General features: G+C 71.7%; 12 protein-coding genes and 1 pseudogene. 5 read left to right on the plus strand and 8 right to left on the minus strand.

Annotated features, from left to right (window positions below; all coding sequences use genetic code 11):
- The first annotated feature begins 124 nt into the window (after positions 1-124).
- Together IEZ17_RS37795 and IEZ17_RS37800 are read left to right on the plus strand one after the other, a co-directional pair.
- Positions 125-1012 carry an AzlC family ABC transporter permease gene (locus tag IEZ17_RS37795; protein ID WP_373300066.1) on the plus strand — a complete coding sequence of 296 codons (888 nt, stop codon included), beginning with the start codon at positions 125-127 and terminating at the stop codon, positions 1010-1012.
- Entirely contained in the window at positions 1009-1317 is a 309-nt protein-coding gene (locus IEZ17_RS37800; RefSeq protein ID WP_189308157.1) for an AzlD domain-containing protein, read from the plus strand. The genes IEZ17_RS37795 and IEZ17_RS37800 overlap by 4 nt, the downstream gene beginning before the upstream one ends.
- 27 nt (positions 1318-1344) lie before the next feature.
- Here the strand turns inward: IEZ17_RS37800 and IEZ17_RS37805 are convergent, their stop codons facing one another.
- Positions 1345-2268 carry a hypothetical protein gene (locus IEZ17_RS37805; RefSeq protein WP_189308158.1) on the minus strand — a complete coding sequence of 308 codons (924 nt, stop codon included), beginning with the start codon at positions 2266-2268 and terminating at the stop codon, positions 1345-1347.
- A 246-nt stretch (positions 2269-2514) separates the two neighbouring features.
- Between IEZ17_RS37805 and IEZ17_RS37810 the strand changes: the two genes are divergently transcribed.
- Positions 2515-3741: an RNA-guided endonuclease InsQ/TnpB family protein gene (locus tag IEZ17_RS37810; protein ID WP_189308159.1), complete on the plus strand. Its 1227-nt coding sequence runs from the start codon at positions 2515-2517 to the stop codon at positions 3739-3741.
- A 20-nt stretch (positions 3742-3761) separates the two neighbouring features.
- Complete coding sequence (locus IEZ17_RS37815; RefSeq protein ID WP_229853025.1) at positions 3762-3977, plus strand: hypothetical protein; 216 nt, start codon at positions 3762-3764, stop codon at positions 3975-3977.
- Between the two features lie 707 nt (positions 3978-4684).
- Here IEZ17_RS37815 and IEZ17_RS43450 read toward each other — a convergent pair.
- The 3 genes and pseudogenes from IEZ17_RS43450 to IEZ17_RS37830 form a co-directional block, all read right to left on the minus strand.
- Positions 4685-5251 (minus strand): annotated as a pseudogene (locus IEZ17_RS43450) (TerD family protein); the annotation flags it as partial.
- A 217-nt stretch (positions 5252-5468) separates the two neighbouring features.
- Entirely contained in the window at positions 5469-6137 is a 669-nt protein-coding gene (locus IEZ17_RS37825; protein ID WP_189308161.1) for a lytic transglycosylase domain-containing protein, read from the minus strand.
- A gap of 66 nt (positions 6138-6203) precedes the next feature.
- Positions 6204-6782, minus strand: a complete 579-nt coding sequence (locus tag IEZ17_RS37830) for a TerD family protein (protein WP_189308162.1) — start codon at positions 6780-6782, stop codon at positions 6204-6206.
- Positions 6783-6957: 175 nt separating this feature from the next.
- Between IEZ17_RS37830 and IEZ17_RS37835 the strand changes: the two genes are divergently transcribed.
- A complete protein-coding gene (locus tag IEZ17_RS37835; protein WP_189308163.1) occupies positions 6958-7392 on the plus strand; it encodes a sec-independent translocase in 435 nt (144 codons plus the stop codon).
- Between the two features lie 41 nt (positions 7393-7433).
- On the opposite strand, the gene IEZ17_RS37840 is transcribed toward IEZ17_RS37835, so the two are convergent.
- The 4 genes from IEZ17_RS37840 to IEZ17_RS37855 form a co-directional block, all read right to left on the minus strand.
- Positions 7434-7727 carry an ArsR/SmtB family transcription factor gene (locus IEZ17_RS37840; protein WP_189308169.1) on the minus strand — a complete coding sequence of 98 codons (294 nt, stop codon included), beginning with the start codon at positions 7725-7727 and terminating at the stop codon, positions 7434-7436.
- A gap of 276 nt (positions 7728-8003) precedes the next feature.
- Positions 8004-9677, minus strand: a complete 1674-nt coding sequence (locus tag IEZ17_RS37845; RefSeq protein ID WP_189308164.1) for an LCP family protein — start codon at positions 9675-9677, stop codon at positions 8004-8006.
- Complete coding sequence (locus IEZ17_RS43455) at positions 9670-10044, minus strand: DUF6542 domain-containing protein (protein WP_229853026.1); 375 nt, start codon at positions 10042-10044, stop codon at positions 9670-9672. Before IEZ17_RS43455 ends, IEZ17_RS37845 begins: the two co-directional genes overlap by 8 nt.
- Positions 10045-10615: 571 nt before the next feature.
- Positions 10616-10987 (minus strand): winged helix-turn-helix domain-containing protein, encoded by a 372-nt coding sequence (locus IEZ17_RS37855; protein WP_189308166.1) that lies wholly within the window; start codon positions 10985-10987, stop codon positions 10616-10618.
- Positions 10988-11161: the final 174 nt, after the last annotated feature.

Genomic DNA, 11161 nt, shown 5'->3' on the forward strand with positions numbered 1-11161 from the left:
GGCGCGCGGTCGAGGGCGCAGGGACGCGGGCGCAGGGACGCGGGCATACGGACGCGGAGCGTCGCCTCCGCGGGTGCAAGAACGTACAAGACCGCCCGGGGCGCGTCCTCTTAGGGTCCGGGACGTGGCAGAACAGGCCGAACAGGCAGCACAGGCAGCACAGCGAGAAGCGCCCGAACGGACAGTCCCCACGGGGAAGGCCGGGGCATCCGGGACAACGGAGGCAGCAGGTCCGGCGGCGATACCCCCTACGGGGCCGGCCGGTCCGCCGCCCCGACCGGCCGCGGCCCTGCGCGACTCCGCCGTCATCAGGGACGCGCTGGGTGTCGGCGTGGCCGTCGGCCTCTCCGGCTTCGCCTTCGGGGTGACGTCCGCCGGCGCCGGGCTCGGCGTCTGGCAGACCTGTGCGCTGAGCCTGCTGGTCTTCACCGGGGCCTCCCAGTTCGCGCTGGTCGGCGCGCTCGCCGCGGGCGGCAACCCGCTCACCGCCGCCGCCGGGGCGTTCTTCCTGGGCGTCCGCAACGCCTTCTACGGGCTGCGGCTGTCCGCCGTCCTCGGCTACCGGGGCGCGGTCCGGCCGCTCGCCGCCCACTGGGTCATCGACGAGACCTCGGCCGTCGCCCTCGCCCAGCCCGACCGGCACCGCGCCCGCCTCGGCTTCACCGTCACCGGACTGACCCTGTACGTCCTGTGGAACCTCACCACCCTCGGCGGCGCCCTGGGAGCCGAGGCGCTCGGCGACACCGCCGCCTGGGGCCTGGACGCCGCCGGCCCCGCGGTCTTCCTGGCGCTGCTCGCGCCGATGCTGAGGACCGCCGTCGAGCGGGCCGCGGCCGGCCTGGCCGTCCTGCTGGTGTTGGGAACGCTCCCGGTCCTGCCCGCGGGCGTGCCGGTGCTGCTGTCGGCGCTGGCCGCACCCGCCGTCCTCGCCGTACAGGGGCGGGGCGGGCGCGCGGCCCCCGGGGGACCGGACACCGCGCACCACCGCACCACCGGGGAGGACCGGGCATGAACACCTGGATCGCGATCGGCGTCACCGCCGTCGGCTGCTACCTGGTCAAGTTTCTCGGCCTGTCGGCGCCCGCCGGCATCCTGGAACGCCCGCTGGTCAAACGGCTGGCCGCGCTGCTCCCGGTGGCGCTGCTGGCCGCCCTCACCGCCCAGCAGACCTTCGGCGACGGGCCGCACCTGGTGCTCGACGCCCGGGCCGCCGGGCTGGCCGCGGCGGCCGTCGCGCTCGTCCTGAGGGCGCCGTTCCTGCTCGTCGTCGGGGCGGCGGTGGCGGTGACCGCCGGGGTGCGGGCGCTCGGCGGGTGACCGCACCCCGGGTGCCGCCCCGGCCCCTCAGGCCATCGGCCGCCCGTATGCCCGCAGGGTGCGCAGCGCCTCCAGCGTCACCATCGGACGGCCCTCCAGCGCCGTACCGGGCGCCCACAGCCGCCAGTTGACGGGCCAGCCGCCGTCCTCCTCCTGGAGGGCGACGAGATGGTCCAGCGCGACGTCCATCTCCTTGTCGGTGAACCAGCCGCGGGCCAGCGAGTCGGGCGAGGGGGCGAAGTGGTACGCGAAGTGGTGCTCCCCGGGGGCGTACCCCGCCGCCACCGGGACGTCCGCCGCCCGGTCCGGATCCAGCAGGACCAGGCCCTGCTCCCGGACGATCCGGCCCAGCCGCCGCGCCGCCGCCGCCGCCCGGGGCCGGTCCGGGGCGCCGTCCAGGAAGGCCAACGCCGCCTCGGCCTCGTAGGGATGGGTCTCCTCCAGGGACTCCACGGCCGCCCAGCAGTAGTCCGTGGCCCGGAACAGCCAGGCGTGCCACACCTGATTGCGATGCAGCACCCCCACCACCGGGCCGGTCGCCAGCAGCGCGCTCGGCGGATCGTCCACCACCGGGATCCACGGCGCGGCCGGGTAGCCGCGCAGCGAAGGGTGCACCGCCGGCAGCGCTCCTTCCGGCGTCGAGATCCGGGTCAGATAGCGGCAGATCCGCTCCACCTGGCGGCCGTCGCAGCGCCCGATGCGGTCGAGGACCTTCAGCGCGTGCGCGGTGTGCAGCGGCTGGCTCACCGGACCGCGCAGATCGGGCTCCAGGGCGTGGCCGTAGCCGTCGTCGTCATTGCGGTAGGCGGCGAGCGCGGTCTCGACCGGGTCCGCGGCGCCGCCGAGGAAGTGGTACGCGAAGAGCCGCTGCTCCAGCACCCGGGCGGTCAGCCAGATGAAGCGCTCGGCGCGCGCCAGGAGGGTCGGTGAGGGGCTTACATTTTCGGCCATGGCCTGACCGTAGGCCTGAATTCCCCCGCTGGCACCGGCTGGCGGCCCGCTGCCCTCCGAGGGCGGGATCCTCACGGCATGCGGTTGACGGTCTTCCGGCAGCTCCGGGGCGTCTCCAGGAGTGGGACGGGGATTGCGGGCTGCCGGCGCGCATGCTGCAAGATCCCGGTGCGGAGTGCCGGAGCGTCACCGCGAAGCGCGAGGCACCCCAACGACCTTGTCAGTCCCCCGCGTTAGTGTGCTGACATGCAGCTTCGGTATGGGTTCCGCCTGTACCCGAACGGGCCTCAGCGTGCCGCGCTGGCCAGGGCGTTCGGGTGCGCTCGGGTGGTGTTCAACGATGCGCTTCACGCTCGTGAGACCGCCCGTGCCGCCGGGCTGCCGTTGGTCACCTCGGGCGAGTTGTCCAAGCGGCTCACGGCCGTGAAGAAGACCCCCGAGAGGGCGTGGCTGACCGAGGTGTCGTCGGTGATCCTTCAGCAGTCCCTGCGGGACCTGGATACCGGGTACCGGTACTTTTTCGACTCCCTCAAGGGCAAGCGTCCGAAGATGGGACCGCCCCGGTTCAAGAGCCGCAAGGACACCCGGCAGGCGATCCGCTTCACCGCGAACGCGGGATGGAAGATCACCCTCGGTGGAAAGCTGCGCCTGCCCAAGGTCGGTGATGTGACGGTGAAGTGGTCCCGCACGCTGCCCTCCGTGCCGTCCACGCTGACGGTGATCAAGGACTCGGCCGGACGGTATTTCGCGTCGTTCGTGGTGGAGACCGGTCCGCAGGAGGTACTGCCCACCACCACGCCCGAGATCGGTATCGACCTGGGTCTTGGGCACTTCGCCGTTCTCTCGAACGGGACGAAGATCGACAGCCCGCGTTTCCTGCGGCGGGCCGAGAAGCAGTTGAAGAAGGCTCAGCGTTCCCTGTCTCGCAAGGAGAAGGGAAGCGCCAACCGGGACAAGGCCCGGTTTCGTCTCGCCCGTGCTCATGCGCGGGTGGCCGATGCGCGGCGCGAGTTCCACCACCAGCTCTCCACCCAGCTGATCCGCGAAAACCAAGCCATCGCGGTGGAGGACCTGGCGGTCAAGGGACTCGCCCGCACACGCCTGGCCAAGTCCGTACACGACGCCGGATGGTCGCAGTTCGTGGCCATGCTGGAGTACAAGGCCCGCCGGTACGGGCGGACCTTCGTGCGCATCGGACGGTTCGAGCGCACCTCCCAGGTCTGCTCGGCCTGCGGCGTCAAGGACGGTCCCAAACCCCTCCACATCCGCCAATGGACATGCGGAGCCTGCGGGGCCGTCCTGGACCGGGACATCAACGCGGCGGTCAACGTTGCCCAGGCCGCCGGACTGGCGGTGACAGCCTGTGGAGCGCAGGTAAGACCGGAACGTGTTCCGGCACAGCGCGATGAACCAGGAACCCACCCGAAGCCGCGCCCGACAACGGCACGGCAGACGGGAATCGCCCTCCATTAGGTGGGCGAGGATGTCAAACGGTGGAGCGCACCGGCGTACTGGACCCGGCGAGGACCGGCGTCCTGGACCGCTACGACTTCCTGGCCGTGGACGCGGAGACCGGCCGGGTGGCGAACCGCCGCTACCTGGGGACCGGCTTCCTCTTCGACACGCTCCAGATGGCGGGCAACGCCACGCCCGGCGGTGTCTGGTGGCAGGGCACCGTCACCGGCGTCGTACGGATCGCGCCGAAGTGAGCCGCGGGTGAGCGGCCGGCCGGGCGCGGGCACACGGAATGCGCCGGCGCCCGGCCGCCCGCCGAGGGGCGGGGCCGGGCGCCGGAGGGACGGTCACACGGACCGGCGGGTCACTCGTACTCGCCGCCGTACTCGTCGCCCTCGTAGATGTAGTTGTTGACGACCTCGACCTGGGGCTCGTCGTCGCTGAAGGCCTCATTGAGCAGCGCACCGCCGACCAGGCCGGCCGCACCGGCGCCGAGCAGTGCGCCGGTGCCGAAGCGCCGGCCGCCCTGCTGGGGGCCGCCCTGCTGCGGGTAGCCCTGCTGGGCCTGGGGGTAGCCCTGCTGCGCCGGCTGCGGATAGCCCGCCTGGGCCTGCTGGGGGTAGCCCGCCTGGGCCGGGGTGTAGAACGGCGGGGTGGTGGTCTGGATCCGCTGCGCACAGCCGCCGCAGGTCTGGATCTGACGGGCCACGCCCCACTGCGGGGACCACATCACGGGCGTCATACCCGGGCCGTGGTTGGGGTCGAAGAAGCAGGTCATGTCGGAACTTCCTGTCGATTGCGGTGATGAGGCGGCGGTGAGGCCGGTTCCGGACGGCTCCGCTCCGGCGGCGGGCGCCACGGGGAGAGACGCCACGGTGGGCGTGGGCGTTCCCACGGGGGCGGACTGTCCGGAAGCTGAGGATTGTGCGGGGCCGGCTCCGGCCGCCGGGGCGGGGCGCAGGACGTCGACGCCGAAGTCCTGGGCGATACCGGCGAGCCCGGAGGCGTAGCCCTGGCCGATGGCGCGGAACTTCCAGTCCGTGCCATGGCGGTAGAGCTCGCCGAAGACCATGGCGGTCTCGGTCGCGGCCTCGCCGGTGAGGTCGTAGCGGGCGAGCTCGGTGCCGCTGTCCTGGTCGAGCACCCGGATGTACGCGCTGCGGAGCTGGCCGAAGTTGTGCCGGCGCTGCTCGGCCTCGTAGATCGAGACCGGGAAGACGATCTTGGCGACCTCGGGCGGGACCGAGGCGAGGCGGACCTCGATCTGCTCGCTGTCACCGCCGCCGGCCGGGCCGTTGCCGGAGTGCCGCACCGAACCGTCGGGGCTGCTGAGGTTGTTGAAGAAGACGAAGTGCTGGTCGGAGAGGACCTTGCCGGACGGGCCGCACAGCAGCGCGCTGGCGTCCAGGTCGTGGTCGGCTCCGGCGGCGGCGCCCACCTGCCAGCCCAGCCCCACCTTCACGGCGGTCAGACCGGGGGCCTGCTTGCTGAGCGACACATTGCCGCCCTTGGTCAGGGCCACGCCCATGAGCTTCCTCCATAACTGTCCCGGCTTCCGGCGTCCTTCGGCTACAACGCGACGGAAATCGGCAGGGTTCCCCGCTTTGCGCAATGCCTAAAGTATGCGGCTGAGGCCGCATCAGACGATCGCCGCCACCCTGTTTTGGCGCACTGCCCACGCGACCGCGGGGCCGCGGCGGACCCCGGCCGGGGAATACGGGCCCCGCCCCGCCACCGGACCGCCGTCACGGTGCCACGGCCTTCCCCGCCTTCCCCCAGTTGTCGTGCAGCCGGTCCAGGTAGGACTGCGCCTGGCCCCCCGGCGGCACACCGCGGGCGAACGCCAGCATGTTGCCCGCGCCGGCGTTGTATCCCAGCGCCAGCAAGTCGTCCCGTGAGTACGAGGCGGACCAGTGCGCCGGCAACTGCCCCGCCAGATCGTGCAGATACCACGCCGCCGCCTCGACGGCGAGATTCCGGTCGTCGGGAAGCTCCTCCCACTTCCGGCCGGCGAAGTCGCGCCCCCGCTTGACCTCGTCGAAGGCGGCCCGGTGCATGTTCGCGACACCGAACGCGGCATCGGCCTTGTACCGCTGCCAGGCGCGCTCGAAGGCGGGGTCGTGCGGCTTGTACGCCTCGTTGTAGAGGATCGCCATCACCAGCCGCGGAGCCACACCGGCCTTGACCGCGTACCTGCGCACCGCCGCCGCGCAGTCCGCCGGGTCGTATGCCGCGCCGGGCTGCGCCGTGGTCGGACCGGCACCGGGCGTCCGCGACGGCGCGCCGGTCGGCGTCGCCACGGGGGCCGGCGCGGCACCCTGCGGGGAACCGCGGTCGGTGGGCACCATGGCCCATACGGCCAGGGCGACGCCCGGCAGGACGAGCCATCGCCACCGCACCCGGGAATCAGCCATACCTCACTCTCTCAGGTACGCGGAGCCGACCGGGCTCCGGCCGGCGGGCCGGCGCGCAGCCGCGCCTCAGCCGACGTTCACCCCGAAGTCCTGGGCGATACCGCGCAGGCCCGAGGCGTAGCCCTGGCCGATGGCGCGGAACTTCCACTCCGGGCCGTGGCGGTAGACCTCGCCGAACACCATGGCGGTCTCGGTGGACGCGTCCTCCGTGAGGTCGTAGCGGGCTATCTCCTGGCCGTTGGCGTGGTTGACCACCCGGATGAAGGCGTTGCGGACCTGGCCGAAGCTCTGGCCGCGCTGTTCGGCCTCGTAGATGGAGACCGGGAAGACGATCTTGGCGACATCGGCCGGCACCGAGGAGAGGTTGATCTCGATCTGCTCGTCGTCGCCGTGGCTGCCGCCGGTGAGGTTGTCGCCGGAGTGCACCACGGAACCGTCGGGGCTGCTGAGGTTGTTGAAGAAGACGAAGTGCTGGTCGGAGACGACCTTGCCGGACGGCGCGCAGAGCAGCGCGGAGGCGTCGAGGTCGTAGTCCGCGCCGGTGGTGGTGCGGACGGCCCAGCCCAGGCCGATCGTCACGGCGCTGAGGCCCGGGGCCTCCTTGCTGAGCGAAACATTGCCGCCCTTGGACAGGGTCACACCCATGAAAAACCCTCCAGCAGTCCTGTGCCTGTGTGCTGTCGTTCCTGACAACGAGGGGAAACCCCTCCTTGGTTCCATGATTGCGCAACCACTAAAATGTCTTGACGGCAGGCGGCACGGCCGGGTCCCGGCAGGTGGCGCGCGGTGGGCACAACGGGATCGGTCAGGGAGCAGCAGGATGTTCTTCGGTATGAGCACCGCCGATCTGCTCGTCATCGGAGTGATCGGGGTGCTGCTCTTCGGCCCGGACAAACTGCCGGAGTTCATCCGGAACGTCACCGGGTTCCTGCGCAAGGTACGGGAGTTCTCGGACAGCGCGAAAGAGGATGTGCGCAACGAACTCGGCCCGGAATTCAAGGACTTCGAGTTCGAGGACCTGCACCCCAAGAACTTCGTCCGCAAGCGGCTGCTCCAGGGCGACGACCTCGGGCTCGGGGAGCTCAGGGACGCTCTCGACCTGCGGCGGGAGGTGGACTTCCGGGAGGAGCCGGGCGCGGCGGAGCGCGGCGCACGCGATTTCGGTGCCGCCCCGACCCGGGTGGATCTCCGGAAGGGGGACGGCGCGGACGCGCCCCCCGGGGACCGTCCGCCCTTCGACGCCGACGCGACCTGACGGCCGCCGGTACGGGGCGGCGCCGGTAGGGGTGCGGCGCCTCAGGCGCCGATGTGCCGCAGACGGGCCGGCGGCTCGTGGCCGGGGCGGGCGGCCAGCTGCCTGAACAGGAGCCGGACCACCGCCACCACATCGGGGTTGTCGACGAGGTAGACCACCCGCCGGCCCTCGCGGCGCGAGCGCACCAGGCCGGCCAGCTTCAGCTTGGACAGATGCTGGCTCACCGCCGGCAGTGCGCCGCCGACCCGCTCGGCGAGCCCGCTGACGTCGCTCTCGCCCTGTGCCAGTGCCCAGACGATGTGCAGGCGCGGGGGAGAGGCCAGCAGCCCGAACATCGCCGCCGCCTCGGCCAGCACCTCGGCGGACGGATCGGCCGTGGCGTCCGCACCCTCGCCCGCGCGTCCGACGCTCTTCACCACTGCGGCTCTCCCCGTGTCTTCGCCCCCGGAGCGCCCAGTCTAGGCGCCGCGCCGTGCGGCCTCCCGGCCGCGGTCGGACATCCGCCCCCAGAGCGGACCAAAGGGGTCATCAACTGATGCAACGTCAGATAGTGCCGCTCCGCCGCGGCCGGTGGGACGAGGCTGCCCGTCCCACCGGCCGCAGCGGATGCGTCAGTTGACGCAGGGGATGCCGCCCTCCTTGACGGATTCGCCCGCGAAGGCGTTCGACGGGACCGGGGACGGTGCACCGCCCGCGTCCTTGCTGTCGCCGGAGCTCCCGGAGCCCCCGGAGCCCCCGGAGGAGCTGTCCGAGCCGGTCGAGGGCGGTCCGGTGTAGTCCTTGCCGAGGACGACATGGACGTGTCCGGCGGGGACGGCCGACGAGGAGACGGCCGAGCCCGTGCCCAGCTTCGAGGCGATCTGCTGGCCGGCCTCCTGGGCGCCCGCGCCGTAGACCACGGCGGTCTTCTGCCGGGGGGCGAAGTTGATCGCCTTGCCCGCCGTGTAGCCCATGTCGGTCAGCGCCTTGAGCTCGTCGGCCGCGCCGCCCGTCTTGCCGGAACCGTTGAGGACGTCGACGGTGCCCGGCGCGGCCTTCGCGGACGGGGACGGCTTGGCGCCGTCCGAGCCGCCCGAGGACCCGGACTTGCCGCCGATCATCGACTGCACGATGGACTGGATCTTCGGGACGTCGACGAGGTTCACGGACTCGCGGTTGCGGGTGCCGAAGCCGGCGATCGGCAGGGTGTGGAACTCGACGTTCCCACCCGTGAGGTTGGTGGCCTGCTGCGCGAAGTCCAGGACGTCGAATTTGCTGTCGATGACCAGGTCCTTCTTCACCACGTCGAACAGCCCCTGGAGCTTGCCCAGGTCGCCGAACACCCCCTCGCTCTTCAGCTTGTGGGTGACCGACGAGATGAACGCCTGCTGGCGGTGGGTGCGGTCCAGGTCACCGCCGTCGAGGCCGTGCCGCTGCCGCACGAACGCGAGCGCCTGCTTGGGGTTGAGCTGCTGGTGGCCCGCGCCGAAGTCGGCACCGGAGTACCGGTCCTTGACCGGGTGCTTCAGGCACACCTCAATCGGCTGGAGCACCTTGGCGATGTCGTAGAAGCCCAGCAGATTGACCTCGGCGAAGTGGTCGATCGGCACCTGGAGGAAGTTCTGGACGGTCGCCAGCGTCGCCTCCCGGCCGGCCTCCCGGCTCTTGCCCTCCAGGTCGGCGCCCTTGAGGCCCTGGGCGGACAGCTTGTCGTGGGCGACCGTGTAGGCGTTGCCGTACGCCTCCTTGATCTTGAAGTGCCCCTGGGAGCTGCCGTCGCCGTTGAACGTCTGCACATAGTCGTCACGCGGTACGGAGAACGCGGTGACCTTCCCGCCGTCCGCGGGAATGTGCATCAGGATCAGGGTGTTGGTGTTGTAGTAGCCGATGTCGCTGGATCCGGCGTGCAGCTGGTCCTTGACGAACTCCCGCGGCAGGTCGTTGCCGTTCATGTCCTTGCGCGAATCGAGGCCGATCAGCAGCAGGTTGACGGAGTTGTCCAGGTGCTTCGGGGCGTTCTTGCCGCCGATGGCGTTGAGCGCGTCGGAGGTGTTCAGTCCGCTGCTCACCCAGTTGTATGCCGCCCATGACACCCCGCTCGCCAGCAGGATGAGCGCCGACGACAGCGCGAGCGCGGTCCGTCCCACGACCACGAGTGGCGAGCGCCGGGGTCCGCCGCGCGCCGCACCGCCGGCCGCCTGGCGCCGGGCGGCCCGTCCGCCCGTTCCGTCGTGTTCCTCGGGCTCCGGCCCGTAGGGGCTCGACCCGTACGGACTCCGCCCGTACGGATTCTGCTCGTCACGCACCGCTGTTCCTCCTGCTCCCGTTCCGCCCGCTCTGCCGCCTGGTCCGGACGAGCCGCGTCACCAGCACGACGATCAGCACGGCCTCCGCCGCCGCCATGGCGGGGAAACCGTCCACGGCCCAGCGCACCGCCGCGGTCGTCAGTCCCTTGCCCTGCGCGGTGGTGGTCCCCGCGACCTCCTCGCAGGCCACGGTGATCACCGCCACCACCAGCGGGGGAGCGGATATCAGCCACCAGGCGCCCGCACGGCTGCACGCCTTCGCCGCCAGGGCGGCCCCGAGCGCCGCCCCGACCGCGAACACCCATCCCGGCCGCGAGCTGATCGCCGTGTCGGCCAGTGCGCCCACGACCGCCAGGCCCAGCGCCACCAGCGCCGCTCTGCCCCCGCGGCCCTTTCTGGCCGCTCTGCCCGCACGTGCCGAACGGGCGCCGTCCTGGCCGGAGTACCGGCCGTCGTCCGGTCCCGGGCGCTGCGTGCCCCGGCGTCGTGGGCCCGGGACCTGGCGTGAGGCCCGTCCCGGGTCTCGCGCCAGGTCGTCGTACCCGTTAGGGGTCTCGGTGCGCTGACCTGTCATTCGCATCCCTCATACGGCCGACCGACGAGTCGGTCGCGTGTGCCTCCTGCCCGGTGGCAGAAGCTTGGCGATTCCGGCGGGAAAGACGCTGGACGCGCCGGGCCGGTTGCTGTTTTGACTGCTTAATTGCGCAATCTAGCAAGTGTGGAGTCCGGCCTGAAAAAGGTACCTGACCACGAGCCGCCCGCCTCCGGCGCCCGACGGTCGACCGCTCCGACCAGCGGAGAGGGCGGTGCCGGGCCCCGGTGGGAACCGGGCGTACGGACCGGGTGAGCGGCGCCGGGCAGGGCCCATACCGCACCTCCTCCCGTCCCGCAGTGTGTCCGGTGTACCCGGTGAACCTGTGAGGACGGTCCTGGGCGGGTCAAGAAACCCGCGCAGGATCGTAGAGATACCCGACCTGGCGGACGGTGGCAATGGCCGCGCGGTATGCCGGGCCGAGCTTTCGCCGCAGACGGGCGATATGTACGTCTACGGTCCGAATGTCGCCGATGGCGGGTTGTCGCCACACCTGGACCATCAGCTGCCGGCGGCTGTGCACCTGCCGCGGATGCGCGGTCAGGTGCGCCAGCAGCTCGAACTCCAGATACGTCAGCTTGAGGGGCCGCCCGTCGATCGCGGCGGTCCGCAGGTCGCGGTCGACCGTCAGACCGCCCCGGGTCCCGGGTGCGGCAGGGGGCCGGGGCAGGGGGCAGAGGGTGCGGAGTGCGATGGCCCTGGGGTAGCGCACGGGCATGGGTCTGCTCCTCGGGTTGGCGGCTGCGGCGGTACACGCTCACTGCGCGAGCGCGACCTGAACGATCTTGATGACGACCAGGACCATCGCGATGAGCAGATACGTCCGCAGGGCACCCATGCCGATCTTGCGGGTGGTGGACATGGTGGGCTTGGCGAGCGTGTCCAGGGGCGG

This window comes from Streptomyces albospinus, assembly GCF_014648695.1.
Classification (GTDB): Bacteria; Actinomycetota; Actinomycetes; order Streptomycetales; family Streptomycetaceae; genus Streptomyces; species Streptomyces albospinus.

Bases quoted from the DNA above. Each gene is read 5' to 3' on its own strand.
- IEZ17_RS37800 (WP_189308157.1), top strand. From the start codon at position 1,009: ATGAACACCTGGATCGCGATCGGCGTCACCGCCGTCGGCTGCTACCTG.
- IEZ17_RS37805 (WP_189308158.1), bottom strand. From the start codon at position 2,268: ATGGCCGAAAATGTAAGCCCCTCACCGACCCTCCTGGCGCGCGCCGAG.
- IEZ17_RS37810 (WP_189308159.1), top strand. From the start codon at position 2,515: ATGCAGCTTCGGTATGGGTTCCGCCTGTACCCGAACGGGCCTCAGCGT.
- IEZ17_RS37825 (WP_189308161.1), bottom strand. From the start codon at position 6,137: ATGGCTGATTCCCGGGTGCGGTGGCGATGGCTCGTCCTGCCGGGCGTC.
- IEZ17_RS37830 (WP_189308162.1), bottom strand. From the start codon at position 6,782: ATGGGTGTGACCCTGTCCAAGGGCGGCAATGTTTCGCTCAGCAAGGAG.
- IEZ17_RS37835 (WP_189308163.1), top strand. From the start codon at position 6,958: ATGTTCTTCGGTATGAGCACCGCCGATCTGCTCGTCATCGGAGTGATC.
- IEZ17_RS37840 (WP_189308169.1), bottom strand. From the start codon at position 7,727: ATGTTCGGGCTGCTGGCCTCTCCCCCGCGCCTGCACATCGTCTGGGCA.
- IEZ17_RS37855 (WP_189308166.1), bottom strand. From the start codon at position 10,987: ATGCCCGTGCGCTACCCCAGGGCCATCGCACTCCGCACCCTCTGCCCC.